This is a genomic window from Streptomyces sp. NPDC002640 (genome assembly GCF_053592575.1).
This window is the reverse complement of the sequence record NZ_JBSFVZ010000011.1, coordinates 222,821-242,537: the sequence shown is the minus strand read 5'-3', so window position 1 is coordinate 242,537 and position 19,717 is coordinate 222,821. Positions and strand designations below refer to the sequence as shown.

Here is a 19,717-nt window from a genome sequence, read left to right as displayed (position 1 = left end):
GTCACATCGATCCGCGTACGGAAGGACCCGCCGCATGCAGGGCGACCCCGAGGTCATCGAGTTCCTCAACGAGCAGCTGACCGCCGAGCTGACGGCGATCAACCAGTACTTCCTGCACTCCAAGCTGCAGGACCACAAGGGCTGGACCAAGCTGGCCCGGTACACCCGCGCGGAGTCGTTCGACGAGATGCGGCACGCCGAGGTGCTCACCGAGCGCATTCTGATGCTGGACGCGCTGCCCAACTACCAGCGGCTCTTCCACGTCCGCGTGGGGCAGACGGTCACCGAGATGTTCGAGGCGGACAAGCAGGTCGAGGTGGAGGCCATCGACCGGCTGCGGCGCGGCATCGAGGTGATGCGGGCGAAGAACGACATCACCTCGGCGAACATCTTCGAGGCGATCCTTGCCGACGAGGAGCACCACATCGACTACCTCGACACGCAGCTGGAGCTGATCGAGAAGCTGGGTGAGTCGCTGTACCTGTCGACGGTGATCGAGCAGTCGCAGCCGGACAGCTCCGCCGGCTGAGCGCCGAGGCCGAAGCGGGCTCAGGCGGCCTCGGGGAGCGCGCGCGGCGCCGCGCCCGCGCCCGCGCCCGCGCCCGCGCCGGGCAGGGTCTCGACCCCGTCGGCCGGGAGGGCCAGCGCCTCGGCGGGACGACCCGTGTCGATGAGCTCGCGGCGCGGGCAGGCGCCGCGGCCCAGCAGGGCCTGGATGCGCTTCACGCAGCCGCCGCAGTCGGTGCCGGCCTTGCAGGCGGAGGCGATCTGGCGGGGGGTGCACGCACCGGCCTCCGCGTGGCGCTTCACCTGCTCCTCGGTCACGCCGAAGCAGCTGCACACGTACACGAAGGTTCACCCCCGTCCTGGGATCGTTCGGTCGACACACCCCGACCGCGTACGGAACGTCGGGTTCCGCTTGGTGAGGCAAACCTAACCTAACCCACCCCGTACCGCCCGGGAAGACCGATGGGGCGCGGATCCCTGTGATCCGCGCCCCATCTTCAGGTCAGTGCCCGTGCGTCACTGCGAGCGGTACATCTCCGCCACCAGGAACGCCAGGTCCAGCGACTGGCTGCGGTTGAGGCGGGGGTCGCAGGCGGTCTCGTAGCGCTGGTGGAGGTCGTCGACGAAGATCTCGTCGCCGCCGCCCACGCACTCGGTGACGTCGTCGCCGGTCAGCTCCACGTGGATGCCGCCGGGGTGGGTGCCGAGCCCCTTGTGGACCTCGAAGAAGCCCTTGACCTCGTCGAGCACGTCGTCGAAGCGGCGGGTCTTGTGGCCGGAGGCCGCCTCGAAGGTGTTGCCGTGCATCGGGTCGGTCACCCAGGCGACGGTGGCGCCGGAGGCGGTGACCTTCTCGACCAGCTCGGGGAGCTTGTCGCGGATCTTGTCCGCGCCCATCCGGACGATGAAGGTCAGCCGGCCCGGCTCGCGGTCCGGGTCGAGGCGCTCGATGTACTGCAGCGCCTCCTCGGCCGTGGTCGTGGGGCCGAGCTTGATGCCGATCGGGTTCTGGATCTTCGACGCGAACTCGATGTGCGCGTGGTCCATCTGCCGGGTCCGCTCGCCGATCCAGACCATGTGGCCGGAGACGTCGTAGAGCTTGCCGGTGCGGGAGTCCACCCGGGTGAGGGCGGTCTCGTAGTCCATCAGCAGCGCCTCGTGGGAGGCGAAGAACTCGACGGTCTTGAACTCCTCGGGGTCCGTGCCGCAGGCCCGCATGAAGTTCAGCGCGTTGTCGATCTCCCGGGCGAGCTGCTCGTAGCGCTGGCCGGAGGGGGACGACTTCACGAAGTCCTGGTTCCAGGCGTGAACCTGCCGCAGGTCGGCGTAGCCGCCGGTGGTGAAGGCGCGCACCAGGTTCAGCGTGGAGGCCGAGGCGTGGTACATCCGCTTCAGCCGCTCCGGGTCGGGGATCCGGGAGGCCTCGGTGAACTCGAAGCCGTTCACCGAGTCGCCGCGGTACACCGGCAGGGTCACTCCGTCGCGGGTCTCCATCGGCTTGGAGCGCGGCTTGGAGTACTGGCCGGCGATGCGGCCCACCTTCACGACCGGCACGGAGGCGGCGTAGGTGAGGACGGCGCCCATCTGGAGCAGCGTCTTGAGCTTGTTGCGGATGTGGTCGGCGGAGACGCCGTCGAAGGCCTCCGCGCAGTCGCCGCCCTGCAGGAGGAACGCCTCGCCCTTGGCGACGGCCGCCATCCGGGCCTTCAGCTGGTCGCACTCGCCGGCGAAGACCAGCGGCGGGTAGCTCTCGAGCTCCGTGACGACCTTGCGCAGGGCTTCCTGGTCGGGATACTCCGGCTGCTGGGCAGCGGGCAGGTCACTCCAGGTGGGCACGAAGGCGGCGGGGCTCTCAAGGTTCACGGTCACGCCAGCAAGAGTAAGGGGTGCCTTCTCCGGCACGGCCGAAAAGCCCACACTGTGGGACGCACCGTCCGTACCGCGTACACCCGCCGCCACGCTGCGGTACTGTTCCCGGCATGTTCGCGCACGCTCACCGCACCGACTGGTGGTGGACCGCTCCCTCGGCGGCCCACTGACTGCGCGTACCCACACTTCGCGAAGGCCGCCCGAGGGGCGGCCTTCGGTGTTTTCGCGACCGGGCCGCTCCTCCTCACCTCCCAACCACCGAGGAGCACCCGCCATGGACCTCTCGCTGCTGCCCGGCGACGGACGCCCGTTCGCCCTGCTGCGCCGCCGCACCCCCGGACGTGACCAGGATCTCGTCGAGCTGCTGGTCGGCCCGGTCGCCGCGTACGACCGGCTCGCCGAGCTGCCCGACCGGGCGCTGGCCCTGGTGCCGTTCCGGCAGATCCGCGAGCGCGGCTTCGACGTCCGCGACGACGGCACGCCGCTGCTGGCGCTGACCCCCGAGGAGTCGTACGAGATCCCCCTGGCCGAGGCGCTGGCGCAGCTGCCCGCGCACGAGGTGCGGGTGGAGGACGGCGGCTTCGACCAGGACGACGCCTCCTACGCCGCCACCGTGGAGCGGGTGCTGCGGGAGGAGATCGGGCGCGGCGAGGGCGCGAACTTCGTGATCCGCCGCACCTACCGCGGCCGGATCGACGGGTTCGGCGCGGTGGACGCGCTGGCCCTGTTCCGGCGGCTCCTGGAGGGCGAGCGGGGCGCGTACTGGACGTTCGTGGTGCACACCGGGGACCGCACGCTGGTCGGGGCGAGCCCGGAGGTGCACGTGCGGATGTCGGGGCAGGCCGTGGTGATGAACCCGATCAGCGGCACCTACCGCTACCCGGCCGGCGGGCCGACGCCCGAGGACCTGCTGGGGTTCCTGGGCAGCGCCAAGGAGACCGAGGAGCTCTCCATGGTGGTGGACGAGGAGCTCAAGATGATGTGCACGGTCGGCGACATGGGCGGTGTGGTGGTCGGGCCGCGGCTGAAGGAGATGGCGCACCTGGCGCACACCGAGTACGAGCTGCGCGGCCGCTCCACCCTGGACGCCCGCGAGGTGCTGCGGGAGACCATGTTCGCCGCCACCGTGACCGGTTCCCCCGTGCAGAACGCCTGCCGGGTGATCGAGCGGCACGAGCGGGACGGGCGCGGCTACTACGCGGGCGCGCTGGCGCTGCTGGGGCGGGACGCGGGCGGGGCGCAGACCCTGGACTCACCGATCCTGATCCGCACCGCGGACCTCTCCGCCGACGGCGACCTGCGGGTGGGGGTGGGGGCGACGCTGGTGCGCGGCTCCGACCCGGCGGGCGAGGTGGCCGAGACGCACGCCAAGGCGGCCGGGGTGCTGGCCGCGCTGGGTGTCCGCCCGGGCCGCCCCCGCGAGGAGCGGGCGGCGCCGCGGCTGGCGGACGACCCGCGGGTGCGGGCCGCGCTGGACGCGCGGCGGGCGGACCTGGCGCCGTTCTGGCTGCGGATGCACGACCGCGGGGAGGAGGCCGCAGCGCTCGGCGGGCACGCCCTGGTGGTGGACGCCGAGGACACCTTCACCGCGATGCTCGCCCACCTGCTGCGCTCGCTGGGCCTGACGGTGACGGTGCGCCGTTTCGACGAGCCGGGGCTGCGCGAGGCGGTGCTGGCCCACGAGGGACCGGTGGTGCTCGGCCCCGGCCCCGGCGACCCGGGGGACGCGGCGGACCCGCGGATGCGGTTCCTGCGCGGTCTGGCGGCGGAGGTGCTCCGCGTGCGGGGTGGCGGTGACCGGCACGGGGTGCTGGGCGTCTGCCTGGGCCACGAGCTGATCGCGGCCGAGCTGGGCCTGGAGATCGTCCGCAAGCGGGTCCCGTACCAGGGCGCGCAGACGACGGTGGACCTGTTCGGGCGGCCGGAGACGGTCGGCTTCTACAACAGCTTCGTCGCCCGCTGCGACGACGAGGCGGCGCTGGAGCTGGCGGCGCACGCCGTGGAGGTGAGCCGGGGCGAGGACGGCGAGGTGCACGCGCTGCGCGGGCCGGGCTTCGCCGGGGTGCAGTTCCACCCGGAGTCGGTGCTGACGGTGCGTGGTCTCGAGGTCGTGCGCGCCCTGCTCGAAGGGCTCGCGCCGGGTCAGTCCGGCGGCCTGGGGACCAGCACGTTCTCCGAGCGGCGGCCGGCCAGGTAGTCCGCCACGTTGGACGCGGTGGTGCGGGAGATCTGCGCCACCGCGTCGGAGGTGTAGTAGGCCTGGTGGGCGGTGACCAGGACGTTCGGGAAGGTGACCAGCCGGGCCAGGGTGTCGTCGTCGACGGTCTCCAGCGACTTGTCGAGGAAGAACAGGCCCTCCTCCGCCTCGTAGACGTCCAGGCCCACGCCGGTGAACCGGCCGGCCCGCAGTTCGGCGACGAGCGCGGCGGTGTCGACCAGGCCGCCGCGGCTGGTGTTCACCAGGATCGCGTCGTCCTTCATCAGCCGCAGCGAGTCCGCGCCGATGAGGTGCTGGGTCTGCGGGGTGAGCGGCACGTGCAGGGTGACGACGTCGGCCCGGGCCAGCAGGTCGGCGATCGGGACGTAGGTCATGCCGAGGTCCAGGCACTCGGGGTTCTCGGCGATGTCCCAGCCCAGCAGCCGCATGCCGAAGCCGTGCGCGATCCGGGCGAAGGCCGCGCCGATCTTGCCGGTGCCGATCACCCCGGCGGTGCGGCCGTGCAGGTCACGGCCCATCAGGCCGCTGATGCGGAAGTCGAAGTCGCGGGTGCGGCGGGAGGCGCGGGCGATCCGCCGGTTGAGGGCCAGCGCCAGCGACCAGGCGTGCTCGGCGACCGAGTGCGGCGAGTACGAGACAACCCGTGCCACGGTCATGCCCAGGCGTTCGGCGACCGGCAGGTCGATGTTGTTGAAGCCGGTGGAGCGCTGGGCGATCAGCCCGGTCCCGCCCACCGCGAGGGTCTGCAGCACCTGGTGGTCGAGCACCGCGTTGACCGGGGTGACCACCACCTCGTGGCCGAGGGCGAGCGCGGCGGTGTCCGCGTCCAGGTTGACGTCCAGGCAGCGCAGCTCGTGCCCCAGCGGGGCCACCGTGTCGGCGAACGCCTGCTCCAGGAGCGGCTTCTCTTCGTACTGGACACCGAACGCGAGGATCTCCATGGAGCCGACGATACGAGCGCTCCGCCCGGGCCGCGAGCGGCCGTCAGGCCCTCCCCGCCCGGGCCGGACGGGTCAGTCCTCGTCGAGGCCGGTCTCGATGGCGTACCGGACCAGCTCCACCCGGTTGTGGAGCTGCAGCTTGCCGAGGGTGTTCTGGACGTGGTTCTGCACGGTCCGGTGGGAGATCACCAGACGCTCCGCGATCTGCTTGTACGACAGGCCCTTGGCGACCAGGCGCAGCACCTCGGTCTCCCGCTCGGTGAGCCGGGGCGCGGGCGCGGCGGGCGCCGGCTCGGCGGGCCCGGAGGCGAGCCGGCGGTACTCGCCGAGCACCAGTCCGGCGAGGCCGGGCGTGAACACGGCCTCGCCGACGGCGGTGCGCCGGACGGCGTCCAGCAGTTCCTCGGTGGAGGCGGACTTCACCAGGTAGCCGGTGGCGCCGGACTTCACGGCCTCCAGCACGTCGGCGTGCTCGCCGCTGGCCGAGAGCACCAGCACCCGCAGCGAGGGGTCGGCGCCGACCAGTTCGCGGCAGACGGCCACCCCGGGCTTCAGCGGCAGGTTGAGGTCGAGGACCAGCACCTCGGGCCGGACCGCGCGGGCCCGCCGCACGGCCTGCTCGCCGTCGCCGGCGGTGGCCACCACCTCGAACCCGGCTCCGGCCAGGTCCCGGGCGACCGCGTCCCGCCACATCGGGTGGTCGTCGACCACCATCACCTTCACCGGGTTCACCGGGTTCACCGGGCTCTCCCCCATCGGCGTCGCTCTCCTCGGCTCTTCAGCTCTTCAGCTCTTCAGCTCTTCAGCTCTTCAGCTCTTCAGCTCTTCAGCTCTTCGGGACCCTCAACTCGACCTCGGCGCCCTGGCCGGGGACCGAGAACAGCTCGGCGGTGCCGCCGAGGTCGCGCAGCCGGCCGACGATCGACTGGGCGACGCCGAGGCGCCCCTCGCTCTCGGCGGCCTGGAGCCGGCCGGCGGGGATGCCGGGGCCGTCGTCGCGGACGGTGACGATCACCCGGTCCGGTTCGTCCTCGAGCAGGATCCACGCCCGGGCCTGCTCGCCCGCGTGCGCCCGGACGTTGTCCAGCGCGGCGCCGACCGCCGCGGCCACCTCGCGGGCGGCGTGGCCGGGCAGCTCCACCGGGGTGCCCGGCTCGGCCAGGGCGATCCGGGGGCCGGTGGCGTGCCGGGCCAGCAGGGTGCGCAGGTCGACGGGGCCGTCCGGCTGCTCCTGGTCCTCCTGGCCCGCGCCGTCGTGGGCGGCGGTGTCTCCCGGGCCGGGCAGGCCTCGGGATATCAGCGCGCGGAGCGCGGACTCCTGCTCGCCGGCCAGCCGCACCAGTTCGGCGGTGTCCGCGCCACCGGACGCGCCACCGGACGCTCCACCGGACGCCCCGCCGCGGGTCGCGCCGTCGGCGGCCCGCCGCCGGATCATGGCGAGGACCTGGAGGACGCCGTCGTGGATGTCGCGGGCCAGCCGCTCGCGCTCCCGGGTGGCGGCCTGGATCTCCAGGGCGCGGGCCAGCGTCCGCTCGGACGCGCGGGCCACCTCGACGACGTAGCCGATGGCGATGGCGGCGACCCACACCAGGATCACGTTGTGCACGGTGTCGCGGGTGGGGGCGCCCCGCTCCACCAGGTTGGCGGCGGCCACCAGGGTGGAGGCGAAGGCCGCCCAGCGCCAGCCTCCCTTGACGGCGAAGGCGAGCACCGATCCGGCCGTCCAGATCGACGGCAGGGTGGGCCCGCCCGCGTGGATCCGGGTGGCGGAGTCGGCCAGCGGGGTGAGGAGGATGCCGACGACCGCGATCGTCAGGTCGATGCCCAGGAAGCCCTTGGTGCAGCTGCGGGCGTCGGCGACCTTCCGCACGGTGGCCAGGGTCCACACCACCAGGACGGCGTAGTAGCCCACGGCGACCTGCGGCCGCACGAAATGGTCGTACGCCGAGGCGAACAGGCCGACGGCGTACAGCATGGTCAGCACCCGGTAGGCGGTCAGCGCACGCCACATCGGCTGCTCGACCGACATCCTGCCGCGCGGTCTCCCGTCCACGGCCCCTCCCCCGTTCCCCGTCCCCCGTGCCCCGTCTCCCCCGTCCCCCGGCGCGAGCCCGCGCCGGGGTAGACCGAGGTCAGCTGTCCTTCGGCGTCCGGCCGGCGCCCGCGGTCGCCTCGGCGCGCGCGGCGGCCTTCGCGGCCTTGGCCGCCTCGGCGAGCTGGCGCTTGGCGGCGGTGGCGTACATGTCGACGTACTCCTGGCCGGACAGCTTCATCAGCTCGTACATGACCTCGTCGGTCACGGCGCGGAGCACGTAGCGGTCGTTGTCCATGCCCTGGTAGCGGCTGAAGTCGAGCGGCTTCCCGATCCGGATGCCCGGGCGCATGATCTTGGGCATGGCCTTGCCGGGCGGCTGGATCTTCTCGGTGTCGAGCATGGCGACCGGGATGACCGGGGCGCCGGTGGCCAGCGCGACGCGGGCCAGGCCGCCGGGCTTGCCGCGGTAGAGGCGGCCGTCGGGCGAGCGGGTGCCCTCGGGGTAGATGCCGAAGAGGCCGCCGTTCTCGATGACCTTGATGCCGCTGCGGATCGCGGCCTCGCCGGCCGAGCGGCCGCCCTCGCGGTCCACCGGGAGCTGGCCGACGCCCCGCATGAAGGCGGCCGTCAGACGTCCCTTGACGCCCGGGGTGGTGAAGTACTCCGCCTTGGCGATGAAGGTGACCTTCCGGTCGAGCATCACGGGCAGGAAGATGGAGTCCGAGAAGGACAGGTGGTTGCTCGCGAGGATCGCGGGGCCGTCGGCCGGAATGTTCTCCAGCCCCTCGACCCAAGGTCTGAACGTGAGCTTCACCGGTGCCCCGATGATCACCTTCATTATTTCGTAGATCACCCGACTGCCCTCCTGTGCATCGGGTCCGAACCATATCCCGAGGCCGCGGCAAACGCTCGACGCCCCTGGCCGGTGCAGGCACGGTCGCGTACGGTGAAGTACCCACTCCACCTCTGTGCCGTGCGGGTACCCGCCGGCACGGCCCAGTCACGAGGAGACCGAAGGTGCCGGTCCTTCCCGGAGCCGAGCCGTTCCGCCACGAGGGCGGGGAGATCGGCGTCCTGCTGTGTCACGGTTTCACCGGTTCGCCGCAGTCGATGCGCCCGTGGGCCGAGTACCTGGCCGGACGCGGCCTCACCGTCTCCCTGCCGCTGCTGCCGGGGCACGGCACCCGCTGGGAGGACATGCAGGTCACCGGCTGGCAGGACTGGTACGCGGAGGTCGACCGCGCGCTGCGGGAGCTCACCGCGCGCTGCTCGAAGGTCTTCGTCTGCGGTCTGTCGATGGGCGGCGCGCTGGCCCTGCGCTTGGCCGCGCGGCACGGCGACGCGGTGAGCGGGCTGGTGCTGGTCAACCCGGTGAACAAGGTGCACGGCGCGGCCGCGCGGGTGCTCCCCGTGGTGCGGCACCTGGTGCCCACCACCAAGGGGCTGACCGACGACATCAAGAAGGACGGCGTCACGGAGCTCGGGTACGCCAAGGTGCCGCTGCACGCCGCGTACTCGCTGGCGGTCTTCCTGCGGACGCTGGACCGCGAGCTGCCGCAGGTGACGCAGCCGTTGCTGCTCCTGCACAGCGCCGAGGACCACGTGGTGGCCCCGGCCGACTCGGCGCGGATCCTGTCCCGGGTCTCCTCGGTGGACACCACGGAGATCCTGCTGGAGGACAGCTACCACGTGGCGACGCTGGACAACGACGCGGAGCGGATCTTCGCGGCGAGCCTGTCGTTCGTCGAGCGGCTGGCGCCGGAGGCGGACGGCGACCGTGAGGGGGCGGCTTCCGTTGGCTGAGAACGGCACGGGACAGGATCCGGACCGCGAGCAGGACCCCGACCTGCCCGCGTTCGACGAGAAGGCGGCGTGGGAGGCGATCGTGGCGTCCTACGGCGACGAGCCGGCCGACCCGCCGGGGACGAGACCGTTCCGCCCGGTGGAGGACCTGGCGCTGCCGGACGCGGACGTGGAGCCGCCGGCGGCGGACGGGTCCGCGGGCGTGGCGGCGCCGGAGGGCGCCGAGCCGGACGCGGAGCCGGAGGCCCGGCCGCTGGGCGGGTCGGTGACGTTCGCGCCGGGCGTGGGCGCGGGGGCCACGGCGACGGCGCCGCCGGCCGGGCCGCGGGACTACGGGCTCGCGGACCCGCCGGAGGAGGAGGACCACTTCGTGCCGCCCGAGCCGCCGCCGCTGCCGGAGTCGGACCCGACGGCCAGGTTCGCCTGGCTCGGCGTGATCGGCGGGCCGGTGCTGCTGCTGTTCGCGGTGCTGCTGGGGTGGCACATGTCGTGGTGGCTCACCACGGTGTGCGTGGGCGGGTTCCTGGGCGGGGCGGCGGCGCTGGTGCTCCGCATGGATCCCGACGCGGACGACTCCGACGACCCGGGCCGCGGCGCGGTCGTCTGACGGTCCCCTTCACTTGCCCGCAGGCTGTCGCCCCTTCCTGCGGGCGGCTGGGCCGCCCAGGGGGCGGCACGGGCGGGCGCGGGGCGGCGCCTTACGCGGCAGGCGGCTCGCTCCACCCCGCGCAGGCAGACGGTACGTACGCATGCCCCGCACACGCGAAGGGGCCCGGGTCAGGTCGACCCGGGCCCCTTCGCGTACGCCGCGCGGCGCGGACGTCAGCGCTGGTAGAGCGCCTCGATCTCGTCCGCGAAGTCCTTGGCGACAACGTTCCGCTTCAGCTTCAGCGACGGCGTGAGATGCCCGGACTCCTCCGTGAACTGCCCCGACAGCACGCGGAACTTCCGCACCGACTCCGCCTTGGACACCGCCGCGTTGCCGTCGTCCACCGCGGACTGGATGGTCGCCAGCAGGTCCGCGTCGTCCCGCAGGTCCGTCGGCGTCGTCCCGGCCGGCTTGCCGTTCTCCGCGCACCAGCGGCCGAGGAACTCCTCGTCCAGCGTGACCAGCGCGCCCACGAACGGCCGCCCGTCGCCGACCACCATGCACTCCGCGACCAGCGCGTGCGCCCGGATCCGGTCCTCGATCACCGCGGGGGCGACGTTCTTGCCGCCGGCGGTGACGATGATCTCCTTCTTGCGGCCGGTGATCCGCAGGTAGCCGTCCTCGTCGAGGGTGCCGAGGTCGCCGGTGTGGAACCAGCCGTCCTCCAGCGCCTCCTCGGTGGCCGCCGGGTTGTTCCAGTAGCCGGTGAAGACGTGCTCGCCGTGGAGCAGGACCTCGCCGTCGTCGGCGATGCGGACGACCGAGCCCGGCAGCGGCTGGCCGACCGTGCCGATCTTCTGCTTGTCCCACGGGTTGAAGGCGGTCGCCGCGGCGGACTCGGTGAGGCCGTAGCCCTCGAGGATGGTGAAGCCGATGCCGCGGAAGAAGTGGCCGAGCCGCTCGCCCAGCGGCGCGCCGCCGGAGACCGCGTACTCGCCGCGCCCGCCGAGGACCGCGCGCAGCTTGCTGTAGACCAGCTTGTCGAAGATCTTGTACTTGACGCGCAGACCGAAGGACGGGCCCGCGGGCTCGTCCAGGGCGCGGCTGTAGGCGATCGCCGTGGCGGCCGCCTTGTCGAAGATCTTGCCCTTGCCGTCGGCCTGGGCCTTGGCGCGGGCGGAGTTGTAGACCTTCTCGAAGACCCGCGGCACGCCGAGGATCAGCGTCGGGCGGAACGAGGCGAGCTCGTCGGTGAGGTTCTTGATGTCCGGGACGAGGCCCAGGCGGATCGGCGCGAGCATCGACGCGATCTCGACGAGCCGCCCGAAGACGTGGGCGAGCGGGAGGAACAGCAGCACGGAGCAGCGGCCGGTCTCGAAGAGCGGGGCCAGGCGCTCGACGGCGTTGCCCGCCTCCGCGAACCAGTTGCGGTGGGTGAGCACGCAGCCCTTGGGACGGCCGGTGGTGCCGGAGGTGTAGACGATGGTGGCCGGGTCGTCCGCCTTGGCGGAGCGGCCGCGCTCGTCGAGGGTGTCGTCGGAGACGTCCTGGCCGAGGCGGCCGAGTTCGTCGAGGGCGCCGTCGTCGAGCTGCCAGACGTGCTTGAGGGCGGGGAGCCCGGCCCGGACCTGCTCGACGCCGGCGGCGTGCAGAGGCGTCTCGACGACCACGGCGGTGACGCCGGCGTCGCCGAGTATCCACTCGATCTGCTCGGGGGAGCTGGTCTCGTAGACCGGCACGGTCACCGCGCCCGCGCTCCAGATCGCGAAGTCCAGCAGCGCCCACTCGTAGCGGGTGCGGGAGATCAGCGCCACCCGGTCGCCGGGCTGGACGCCCGCGCCGATCAGGCCCTTGGCGGCGGCGTTGACCTCGGCGAGGAACTGCTCGGCGGTGACGTCCTGCCAGGCGCCGGCGGCGTCCTTGCGGGCGATGACCGCGGTCCGGGGGTGCTGCGCGGCGTTTCTGCGGACCAGGTCGGTCAGATTGCCGTCCGCAGGGACTTCGTACAGAGCCGGAAGGCTGAACTCGCGCAAGACTGCTGCTCCTCATTGGCGCCGACGCCACGACGTTGTGTGGATGCGACGGTGCGGTCCATGGCTTGGGCGCGCGCCCGGCCGGGTACGGACATGGTCCGCCCTGGACCTGGCACTACGGGACCGAACGGACGTTACCCCTGGGTAGGTTCGCTCCGAAAGGGCGTCCGGGTCGGATGTTCGCCGCGTCACACGACTGGTGTTCCATTGCGCACAGTAGTCCACGCCATTCTCGGGAAGCCAGAGTAACCGCAGGTCCGACGCCTCTGTTCACGGTTGCACCACACGCCTACGCTTCCTCGGCATGGCAGCGAAACCCCTGCGTGACCGGGCCGGCCGCCCGGGCACCCGCATCCACGTGGTCAGCGACGTGCACGGCAACGCGCGTGATCTGGCGAAGGCCAAGGACGGCGCCGACGCGCTGATCTGCCTCGGGGACCTGGTCCTGTTCCTGGACTACGCGGACCACTCCCGCGGCATCTTCCCGGACCTGTTCGGCGTGGAGAACGCGGACCGGATCGTGGAGCTGCGCACGGCCCGCCGGTTCGAGGAGGCCCGGGAGTTCCAGGCCGGGCTGTGGGCGGCCCAGGGCGAGGACCGGGCGGTGCTGATCGAGCGGGCGGTGCGCCGGCAGTACGCCGAGATGTTCGCGGCGATGCCCGCCCCGACGTACGCCACGTACGGCAATGTCGACATCCCCCGGCTGTGGTCGCAGTACGCGCGGGAGGGCACCACCGTCCTGGACGGGCAGCGGGTGGAGATCGGCGGCTGGACCTTCGGCTTCGTCGGCGGCGGCCTGCGCACCCCGATGCGGACGCCCTTCGAGATCAGCGACGAGGAGTACGAGGCCAAGCTGGCCGCGATCGGCGAGGTGGACGTGCTGTGCACGCACATCCCGCCGGAGGTCCCCGACCTGGTCTACGACACCGTGGCCCGCCGCTTCGAGCGCGGCAGCCGCGCCCTGCTGGACGTGATCCGGCGCACCCGGCCGCGGTACTCGCTCTTCGGCCACGTGCACCAGCCGCTGCGGCGGCGGATGCGCGTCGGGTCCACGGAGTGCGTGAACGTCGGTCACTTCGCGAGCAGCGGGAAGCCCTGGGCGCTCGAGTTCTGAGCCCCGGGCCCGACGCGGCTCCGGAGCGGTGCCCGGCGCGCGATAGCCTGCACCCGCAGACCTGCCGGACCGGATCTGGAGGAGCTACGGCGATGGCGGAACACACCAGCTCGAACATCACGATCGGGGCCGCACCGGCCGCTGTGATGGAGGTGATCGCCGACTTCGCCCGCTACCCGGAGTGGACCGGTGAGGTGAAGGAGGCGGAGGTCGTCGCCACCGACGACCGGGGCCGCGCGGAGCAGGTCCGGCTGGTGATGGACGCCGGCGCGATCAAGGACGACCAGACCCTGGGCTACACCTGGAAGGGCGACCACGAGGTCTCCTGGACCCTGGTGAAGTCGCAGATGCTGCGGTCGCTGGACGGCAGCTACGCGCTGCGGGACCGCGGCGACGGCACCACCGAGGTCACCTACACCCTCACCGTGGACGTCAAGATCCCCATGCTGGGGATGATCAAGCGCAAGGCCGAGAAGGTCATCATCGACCGGGCGCTGGCCGGCCTGAAGAAGCGCGTCGAGTCCAGGGCGGCCTAGGAACCGGGCGTCCCCCGCTCATGCGGACCGTACTGATCACCGGGCCCGGCGGTTCCGGCCGGACCACCCTCGCCGCGGCCACCGCCCTGCGCGCCGCCCGGGAGGGCCACCGCGTCCTGCTGCTCACCGCCGATCCGGCGCTGCCGGCCGGGCTGCTGCCCGCCGGGGTTCCCGGGCCGGCCGTGCGCGTGCCCGACCCCGCGGAGGGGTTCCGGGACGCGCTGGCCGCCCTTCAGGAACGCTCCTCCTCCGCCCTGGACCTGCTGGGGGCCCGCCCGCTGGAACGGGACGAGCTCACCGCGCTGCCCGGCGCCCGGGAGCTCGGCCTGCTGCGCGAGCTGCGCGACGCGGCCCGCTCCGGGGCCCACGACGTGCTGGTCGTCGACCTCCCGGCGGCGCCGGACGCCCTGGCGCTGCTGGCCCTGCCGGGCGAGCTCCGCCGCTACCTGCGCCGGCTCCTGCCGCCCGAACGCCAGGCCGCCCGCGCCCTGCGGCCGCTGCTGGGGCGGCTGGCCGGCGTCCCCCTGCCGGCCGACTGGCTGTACGACTCCGCCGCCCGCCGCGAGGACGAACTCGCCGAGGTGGAGGCCCTGCTGGAACGGGCCTCGGTGCGGCTCACCGCCGAGCCCGGGCCCGGCGCCGTCGAGGCGGTGCGCGCCGCGGTGCTCGGGCTAGCCCTGCACGGCCACCGTCCCGAGGCGCTGCTGGCCAACCGGGTGGTACCGGACTCGTCCCCCGACACCTGGCTGGCGGTGCTCGGCGCCCAGCAGCGCAAGGCGCTGGACGAGTGGTCCCCGGCCCTCCCCGTCCGGGTGGTCCCGCACCTGGGCCGGGATCCGCGCGGCGCCGACGACCTGACCGCCCTCGGCGTGCCGGGCGTGGACACCGCGGCGTCCGCGCCCCGCGTGGAGCGGCCGGTGGAGGACCGGACGGCCGAGGACGGCACGCTGGTGTGGCGGATCCCGCTGCCCGGCGCCGTCCGCGAGGAGCTGGACCTGGTCCGCCGCGGCGACGAGCTGCTGCTGACCGCGGGCCGGTTCCGCCGCGCCCTGCCCCTGCCCGCGGCGCTGCGCCGGTGCGCGGTGTCCGGGGCGGCGCTGCGCGAGGGCGAGCTCCACGTCCGCTTCGTCCCGGACCCCGGGCTGTGGCCCCGCTCCCCCGGCGGGCGCTGAATCCGGCAGGCCCTGAATGCGGCGGTGTCGTTCCGGTAACGTCGGGAGTGTCCGGCCGCGACGAAGCGGGACGACGCGGAGGAAGGGTTCGCCGATGACCGAGAAGCCCGAGAAGCCCGAGGGACACATCAGCGACTCCGACGCCTGGGCCGAGGCCTGCGCCGAGGACCTGCGGGCGGAGCGCGAACGCCACCGCGAGCGCCGGGGGCCGGCCGACGACACCGGTTCGCCCGCCGAGGAGCTGCGCAAGCTGGCCTCCGCGGTCGCCGACCGGCTGTCCTCCCTGCAGGGCCAGGCGCAGATCCTGGGGGCCGCGGAGCAGGTCGTCCGGCAGGCCAGGGCGGCCGTGGAGCCGGTCGTGGAACGCAATCCGGAGGTCTTCCGCCACCTGGCCGCCGCCGGTTCCGAACTGCTCGCCGCCTACCGCTCGGCGGTGCGCGCCCAGGAGGGCCGCTGGACCGCCGGCGAGGACCGTTCCACCGACCGTTCCGCCGAGCGCCCCGCCTCCGGTCCCGGCGACCGGCGCGGCGAGGACGGCGACGACGGCGACGACGGGACGTCCGGTGGACAGCGGATCGACGTGGAGTGATCGCCCTCCGGTACGGTAAGGCCCAGCGGGCACGACCATTTACCGAGGGACACATGGGACTCACCATCGGCGTCGACATCGGCGGCACCAAGATCGCGGCGGGAGTCGTCGACGAGGAAGGCAACATCCTCTCGACCTTCAAGGTGCCGACCCCCGACACGGCTGCCGCCATCGTCGACGCCATCGCGTCCGCGGTGGACGGCGCAAGGGCCGGCCACCAGATCGTCGGCGTGGGCATCGGCGCCGCCGGCTACGTGGACCGGCAGCGGGCCACGGTCTACTTCGCGCCCAACATCGACTGGCGGCAGGAGCCGCTCAAGGCGAAGGTGGAGGCCCGCGTGGACCTCCCCGTCGTCGTGGAGAACGACGCCAACGCCGCGGCGTGGGGCGAGTTCAAGTTCGGCGCGGGCCGCAACCACCGCAACGTCATCGTCATCACCCTGGGCACCGGCCTGGGCGGCGGCATCATCATCGGCGACAAGCTGCGCCGCGGTCACTTCGGTGTGGCCGCCGAGTTCGGCCACATGCGGATGGTGCCGGACGGCCTGCAGTGCGGCTGCGGCAAGCAGGGCTGCTGGGAGCAGTACGCCTCCGGCCGCGCCCTGGTGCGGTACGCCAAGCAGCGCGCCTCCGCCACGCCGTCCAGCGCGGAGCTGCTGCTCTCGCTGGGCGACGGCACCCCCGACGGCATCGAGGGCAAGCACATCTCGACCGCCGCCCGGCAGGGCGACCGGGTCGCCGTCGACTCCTACCGGGAGCTGGCCCGCTGGGTCGGCGCGGGCCTCGCCGACCTGGCGTCGCTCTTCGACCCGGAGGCGTTCATCATCGGCGGCGGGCTCTCCGACGAGGGCGAGCTGCTGCTGGGCCCGGTCCGCAAGTCCTACCGGCGCTGGCTGGTCGGCGGCGGGTGGCGTCCGGTCGCCGAGGTGACCGCGGCGACGCTGGGCGGCAAGGCGGGTCTGGTCGGCGCCGCCGACCTGGCCCGGCAGCCCGCCGCCCCGATGTAGGGCCGTCCGGTGACGGCCGACGCGTTCCCCCCGCTTCCGGAGTCCCGGACCGAGGCCGACGGGTCGGCCGTGATCCGGGCGCTGTCCTACAACGTGCGCTCGATGCGGGACGACACGGCGGCGCTGGCCCGGGTGATCCGGGCCTGCGCGCCGGACGTGGTCCTGGTGCAGGAGGCGCCGCGGTTCGTCGGCTGGCGCAAGCGGCTGGCGCGGCTGGCGCGGGAGTCGGGCCTGGTGGTCCTCTCCGGCGGCGCGCCCGCCGCGGGGCCGGCGCTGCTGTGCTCGCTGCGGGCGACCGTGGAACGCGCCGAGGACGTGCTGCTGCCGCTCACGCCCGGACTGCACCGCCGGGGCTTCGCCACGGCCGTGGTGCGGTTCGGGCCGGCGGCGCGGCTGGGGGTGCTGTCCTGCCATCTGTCGCTGCAGGCCGCCGAGCGGTACGAGCAGGGCGGCCTGCTGCTGGAGCGGGTGCGGGGGCTGAATGTCCCGCACGTGCTGGCGGGCGGCGACCTCAACGAGTCGCCCCGGGGGCGGACGTTCCGGCGGGTCGCGGCGGAGCTGCGGGACGCCTATGCCGCCGCTCCGTGGGGCGCCGAGTACACCTCCCCCGCGGTGGATCCCGTGCAGCGCATCGACGCCCTGTTCACCACCCCGGGGGTGGAGGTCCTCGCCTGCGGCGTGCCCGCCGGCCTCCCCGGCGTCGCCCCCGCCGACCTGACCCGCGCCACCGACCACCTCCCGGTCCTGGCGGCGCTGCGCGTGCCGCCGTCGCCCTGAGGCGTCAGGCGGAGGGCAGCGGGGCGCGCGGCGACCCGGCCTCGGCGGAGGCGGGCGCGGCGTCGCCCACCGTGACGTCCCACAGCCGGTCGGCCGCCATCAGGGTCGCCGCGACCAGCAGCCCGTTGCGCAGGAACAGCAGCGTCAGCCCCAGCGGCGTGCTCCCGACGACGTCGCCGAAGTACAGCGGGAACTCCAGCACCGTCACCCCGCACGCGGCGACCACCACCCATCCCGTGGGCCCGGCGCCGCCGCCGCGGAAGGTCACGCACACCGCCGCGACGCCCACCAGCCACACCATGTACTGGGGGCTGATCACCCGGCTGGTCACCGTGAACATCAGCACCGCCACCAGACCCGCCAGCGCCGGCACGACCGGCGCCCAGGCCACCTGGACCGTGCCGCCCGGGCGGGCAGCCCGCCACCGCCAGTACAGCAGCCAGCCGAACGCCCCGGCGGTGAGCAGCATCGCGCCCCGGCTCACCGTCTCCACGTGCGGGCCGAGGAACTCCATGGAGCCGTAGTTGAGGAGCACCTGCCCCTCCCAGCCGAACTGCCGGGCGACGTGGAGGACCAGCGCGCCCAGCGACTCCACCTCGGTCCCCCGGTCGCGCTGGAAGGTGAGGAAGGCGAACGCCCCCGGCATGGCCAGCGCGAACCCGGCCGCCACGACCGCGGCCGCCAGGGCCGCCCACAGCCAGGTGGTCCGCCGGACCGCGCCGGCCAGCAGCAGCGCCGGCCACACCTTGAGCATCGCGCCGAACCCGATGAGCGCCCCCGCCAGGCGGGGCCGCCGGGCCAGGGCGAGCAGCGCGCCCACCGCGACGGCGGTGACCATCAGGTCGTAGCGCGCGTACACGGTCGGGCCGAGCAGCGGCACGCCCGCGGTCCACAGCCAGGCTCCGTGCGGGGACCGTCCGCTCCCCCGGCCGGCGCGCAGCAGCAGCGCGAACACCAGCAGGTCGACCAGGAAGGCGAGCACGAAGAACGCCTCCGCGTACCCCAGCCAGGGCAGCACCGCCGGGGAGAGGATCGCCAGCGCCGCGGCCGGCGGGTACTGCCAGGTGACGTCCTCCTGGGGGAACGTTCCCCCGCTGAGCACGCCGTACCAGTTCTGGTAGATGACGTGGACGTCGGAGGTGACGTCGGGCCCGGGCATGACCCAGACCTTGAAGACCAGGAGGAGGAGCACCACCCGGGTGGCGGTCCACAGCACCCACAGCGCCACCAGGGCGAGCGCCGGGGCGGGGGTGGGGGTGGTGGCGGGGGTGCTGGCGGACGGGGGGTGCGCGCGGCCCGTGGTCTGCATGCGGACATGATCCCCCATGGGGCCGTTGGATAGGGTCGTCGGCGATGCACAAGACGCTGATCGTGACCAATGACTTTCCGCCGCGCCCCGGCGGCATCCAGGCGTTCCTGCACAACATCGCGTTGCGCCTCGATCCGGAGCGGTTCGTGGTGTACGCGTCGACCTGGAAGCGGAGCCGGGAGGGTGTGGAGGCCACCGCGGCCTTCGACGCGGAGCAGCCGTTCACCGTGGTGCGGGACCGCACCACGATGCTGCTGCCCACCCCGGGTGCCACCCGCCGGGCCGTCGGCCTGCTGCGGGAGCACGGCTGCACCTCGGTGTGGTTCGGGGCCGCCGCGCCGCTGGGGCTGATGGCCCCGGCGCTGCGGAAGGCGGGCGCCACCCGGCTGGTGGCCACCACACACGGTCACGAGGCGGGCTGGGCCCAGCTGCCGGCCGCGCGGCAGCTGCTGCGGCGGATCGGCGAGTCCACCGACGTCATCACCTATCTGGGCGAGTACACCCGCTCCCGGATCGCGGACGCGCTGACGCCCGAGGCGGCGGCGCGGATGGTGCAGCTCCCGCCCGGGGTGGACGAGACGACCTTCCACCCCGGCTCCGGCGGGGACAAGGTGCGCGCCCGGCTGGGGCTCACCGACCGGCCGGTGGTGGTGTGCGTGTCGCGGCTGGTGCCGCGCAAGGGCCAGGACACGCTGATCCGGGCCATGCCGCGGATCCTGGCGGCCGAGCCGGACGCGGTGCTGCTGGTCGTCGGCGGCGGCCCCTACGAGAAGGACCTGCGGCGGCTCGTCCGGGAGACCGGGGTGGAGCGCTCGGTGGTCTTCACCGGGTCGGTGCCGTGGTCGGAGCTGCCGGCGCACTACGGGGCGGGCGACGTGTTCGCCATGCCCTGCCGCACCCGGCGGGGCGGGCTGGACGTCGAGGGTCTCGGCATCGTGTACCTGGAGGCGTCCGCGACGGGCCTCCCGGTGGTGGCCGGCGACTCCGGCGGCGCGCCGGACGCGGTCCTCGACGGGGAGACCGGCTGGGTGGTGCGCGGCGGTTCCCCGGCGGAGGCCGCGGACCGGATCGTCACGCTGCTGGGCGACGCGGAGCTGCGCCGCCGGATGGGCGAGCGGGGCCGCGCCTGGGTGGAGGAGCGGTGGCGCTGGGACCTCCTCGCCGACCGCCTGCGCGACCTTCTCTGACCCGCACCGATCGCGCGGCACCGCGACGGCC

General features: G+C 73.7%; 19 protein-coding genes. 11 read left to right on the top strand and 8 right to left on the bottom strand.

Features of this window, described 5'->3' with window-relative positions:
• The first annotated feature begins 34 nt into the window (after nucleotides 1-34).
• Nucleotides 35-529, top strand: a complete 495-nt coding sequence (gene bfr, locus ACWD3O_RS17280) for a bacterioferritin (RefSeq protein WP_451413553.1) — start codon at nucleotides 35-37, stop codon at nucleotides 527-529.
• Between the two features lie 20 nt (nucleotides 530-549).
• Here the strand turns inward: bfr and ACWD3O_RS17275 are convergent, their stop codons facing one another.
• Entirely contained in the window at nucleotides 550-849 is a 300-nt protein-coding gene (locus tag ACWD3O_RS17275; RefSeq protein ID WP_451416421.1) for a (2Fe-2S)-binding protein, read from the bottom strand.
• A gap of 174 nt (nucleotides 850-1,023) precedes the next feature.
• Nucleotides 1,024-2,376 carry a class II 3-deoxy-7-phosphoheptulonate synthase gene (locus ACWD3O_RS17270; protein ID WP_451413555.1) on the bottom strand — a complete coding sequence of 451 codons (1,353 nt, stop codon included), beginning with the start codon at nucleotides 2,374-2,376 and terminating at the stop codon, nucleotides 1,024-1,026.
• 274 nt (nucleotides 2,377-2,650) lie between these two features.
• Here ACWD3O_RS17270 and ACWD3O_RS17265 point away from each other — a divergent pair, with 274 nt between their 5' ends.
• On the top strand, nucleotides 2,651-4,573 hold the full coding sequence (locus ACWD3O_RS17265; protein ID WP_451416420.1) for an anthranilate synthase family protein: 1,923 nt from the start codon (nucleotides 2,651-2,653) through the stop codon (nucleotides 4,571-4,573).
• Here the strand turns inward: ACWD3O_RS17265 and ACWD3O_RS17260 are convergent.
• The 4 genes from ACWD3O_RS17260 to ACWD3O_RS17245 form a co-directional block, all read right to left on the bottom strand.
• Nucleotides 4,519-5,535, bottom strand: a complete 1,017-nt coding sequence (locus ACWD3O_RS17260; protein ID WP_451416419.1) for a 2-hydroxyacid dehydrogenase — start codon at nucleotides 5,533-5,535, stop codon at nucleotides 4,519-4,521. The genes ACWD3O_RS17265 and ACWD3O_RS17260 overlap by 55 nt on opposite strands.
• Before the next feature lie 72 nt (nucleotides 5,536-5,607).
• Nucleotides 5,608-6,291 carry a response regulator gene (locus tag ACWD3O_RS17255; RefSeq protein ID WP_451416418.1) on the bottom strand — a complete coding sequence of 228 codons (684 nt, stop codon included), beginning with the start codon at nucleotides 6,289-6,291 and terminating at the stop codon, nucleotides 5,608-5,610.
• Nucleotides 6,292-6,361: 70 nt separating this feature from the next.
• Nucleotides 6,362-7,564 (bottom strand): MacS family sensor histidine kinase, encoded by a 1,203-nt coding sequence (gene macS / locus ACWD3O_RS17250; RefSeq protein WP_451416441.1) that lies wholly within the window; start codon nucleotides 7,562-7,564, stop codon nucleotides 6,362-6,364.
• Nucleotides 7,565-7,667: 103 nt separating this feature from the next.
• Nucleotides 7,668-8,420 (bottom strand): lysophospholipid acyltransferase family protein, encoded by a 753-nt coding sequence (locus ACWD3O_RS17245; RefSeq protein WP_451413590.1) that lies wholly within the window; start codon nucleotides 8,418-8,420, stop codon nucleotides 7,668-7,670.
• Between the two features lie 167 nt (nucleotides 8,421-8,587).
• Between ACWD3O_RS17245 and ACWD3O_RS17240 the strand changes: the two genes are divergently transcribed.
• Nucleotides 8,588-9,373 carry an alpha/beta hydrolase gene (locus ACWD3O_RS17240; RefSeq protein ID WP_451413559.1) on the top strand — a complete coding sequence of 262 codons (786 nt, stop codon included), beginning with the start codon at nucleotides 8,588-8,590 and terminating at the stop codon, nucleotides 9,371-9,373.
• Nucleotides 9,366-9,980, top strand: a complete 615-nt coding sequence (locus ACWD3O_RS17235) for a hypothetical protein (RefSeq protein WP_451413560.1) — start codon at nucleotides 9,366-9,368, stop codon at nucleotides 9,978-9,980. Before ACWD3O_RS17240 ends, ACWD3O_RS17235 begins: the two co-directional genes overlap by 8 nt.
• A gap of 215 nt (nucleotides 9,981-10,195) precedes the next feature.
• Here the strand turns inward: ACWD3O_RS17235 and ACWD3O_RS17230 are convergent, their stop codons facing one another.
• Nucleotides 10,196-11,995 carry an AMP-dependent synthetase/ligase gene (locus tag ACWD3O_RS17230; protein ID WP_451416417.1) on the bottom strand — a complete coding sequence of 600 codons (1,800 nt, stop codon included), beginning with the start codon at nucleotides 11,993-11,995 and terminating at the stop codon, nucleotides 10,196-10,198.
• 304 nt (nucleotides 11,996-12,299) lie between these two features.
• Here ACWD3O_RS17230 and ACWD3O_RS17225 point away from each other — a divergent pair, with 304 nt between their 5' ends.
• From ACWD3O_RS17225 to ACWD3O_RS17200, 6 genes are all read left to right on the top strand, one after another.
• Complete coding sequence (locus ACWD3O_RS17225; protein ID WP_451416416.1) at nucleotides 12,300-13,109, top strand: metallophosphoesterase family protein; 810 nt, start codon at nucleotides 12,300-12,302, stop codon at nucleotides 13,107-13,109.
• 92 nt (nucleotides 13,110-13,201) lie between these two features.
• Nucleotides 13,202-13,645, top strand: a complete 444-nt coding sequence (locus ACWD3O_RS17220) for an SRPBCC family protein (RefSeq protein ID WP_451413563.1) — start codon at nucleotides 13,202-13,204, stop codon at nucleotides 13,643-13,645.
• Between the two features lie 20 nt (nucleotides 13,646-13,665).
• Nucleotides 13,666-14,817: an ArsA-related P-loop ATPase gene (locus ACWD3O_RS17215; protein ID WP_451413564.1), complete on the top strand. Its 1,152-nt coding sequence runs from the start codon at nucleotides 13,666-13,668 to the stop codon at nucleotides 14,815-14,817.
• A gap of 94 nt (nucleotides 14,818-14,911) precedes the next feature.
• The gene (locus tag ACWD3O_RS17210) at nucleotides 14,912-15,406 is read left to right on the top strand and encodes a DUF5304 family protein (RefSeq protein WP_451416415.1); all 495 of its coding nucleotides are present in this window, start codon (nucleotides 14,912-14,914) and stop codon (nucleotides 15,404-15,406) included.
• A gap of 53 nt (nucleotides 15,407-15,459) precedes the next feature.
• Nucleotides 15,460-16,413 carry an ROK family glucokinase gene (locus ACWD3O_RS17205; RefSeq protein ID WP_356130745.1) on the top strand — a complete coding sequence of 318 codons (954 nt, stop codon included), beginning with the start codon at nucleotides 15,460-15,462 and terminating at the stop codon, nucleotides 16,411-16,413.
• A 9-nt stretch (nucleotides 16,414-16,422) separates the two neighbouring features.
• Nucleotides 16,423-17,190, top strand: a complete 768-nt coding sequence (locus ACWD3O_RS17200; protein WP_451416414.1) for an endonuclease/exonuclease/phosphatase family protein — start codon at nucleotides 16,423-16,425, stop codon at nucleotides 17,188-17,190.
• A gap of 4 nt (nucleotides 17,191-17,194) precedes the next feature.
• Here ACWD3O_RS17200 and ACWD3O_RS17195 read toward each other — a convergent pair whose 3' ends face one another.
• Nucleotides 17,195-18,499, bottom strand: a complete 1,305-nt coding sequence (locus ACWD3O_RS17195; RefSeq protein WP_451416413.1) for a glycosyltransferase 87 family protein — start codon at nucleotides 18,497-18,499, stop codon at nucleotides 17,195-17,197.
• A gap of 44 nt (nucleotides 18,500-18,543) precedes the next feature.
• Between ACWD3O_RS17195 and ACWD3O_RS17190 the strand changes: the two genes are divergently transcribed.
• Complete coding sequence (locus ACWD3O_RS17190) at nucleotides 18,544-19,686, top strand: glycosyltransferase family 4 protein (protein ID WP_451413568.1); 1,143 nt, start codon at nucleotides 18,544-18,546, stop codon at nucleotides 19,684-19,686.
• Nucleotides 19,687-19,717 lie beyond the last annotated feature (31 nt).

Coding starts and splice junctions, on each gene's coding strand:
- bfr (WP_451413553.1), top strand. CDS start 35: ATGCAGGGCGACCCCGAGGTCATCGAGTTCCTCAACGAGCAGCTGACC.
- ACWD3O_RS17265 (WP_451416420.1), top strand. CDS start 2,651: ATGGACCTCTCGCTGCTGCCCGGCGACGGACGCCCGTTCGCCCTGCTG.
- ACWD3O_RS17260 (WP_451416419.1), bottom strand. CDS start 5,535: ATGGAGATCCTCGCGTTCGGTGTCCAGTACGAAGAGAAGCCGCTCCTG.
- ACWD3O_RS17255 (WP_451416418.1), bottom strand. CDS start 6,291: ATGGGGGAGAGCCCGGTGAACCCGGTGAACCCGGTGAAGGTGATGGTG.
- macS (WP_451416441.1), bottom strand. CDS start 7,564: ATGTCGGTCGAGCAGCCGATGTGGCGTGCGCTGACCGCCTACCGGGTG.
- ACWD3O_RS17225 (WP_451416416.1), top strand. CDS start 12,300: ATGGCAGCGAAACCCCTGCGTGACCGGGCCGGCCGCCCGGGCACCCGC.
- ACWD3O_RS17220 (WP_451413563.1), top strand. CDS start 13,202: ATGGCGGAACACACCAGCTCGAACATCACGATCGGGGCCGCACCGGCC.
- ACWD3O_RS17215 (WP_451413564.1), top strand. CDS start 13,666: ATGCGGACCGTACTGATCACCGGGCCCGGCGGTTCCGGCCGGACCACC.
- ACWD3O_RS17210 (WP_451416415.1), top strand. CDS start 14,912: ATGACCGAGAAGCCCGAGAAGCCCGAGGGACACATCAGCGACTCCGAC.
- ACWD3O_RS17205 (WP_356130745.1), top strand. CDS start 15,460: ATGGGACTCACCATCGGCGTCGACATCGGCGGCACCAAGATCGCGGCG.
- ACWD3O_RS17195 (WP_451416413.1), bottom strand. CDS start 18,499: ATGCAGACCACGGGCCGCGCGCACCCCCCGTCCGCCAGCACCCCCGCC.
- ACWD3O_RS17190 (WP_451413568.1), top strand. CDS start 18,544: ATGCACAAGACGCTGATCGTGACCAATGACTTTCCGCCGCGCCCCGGC.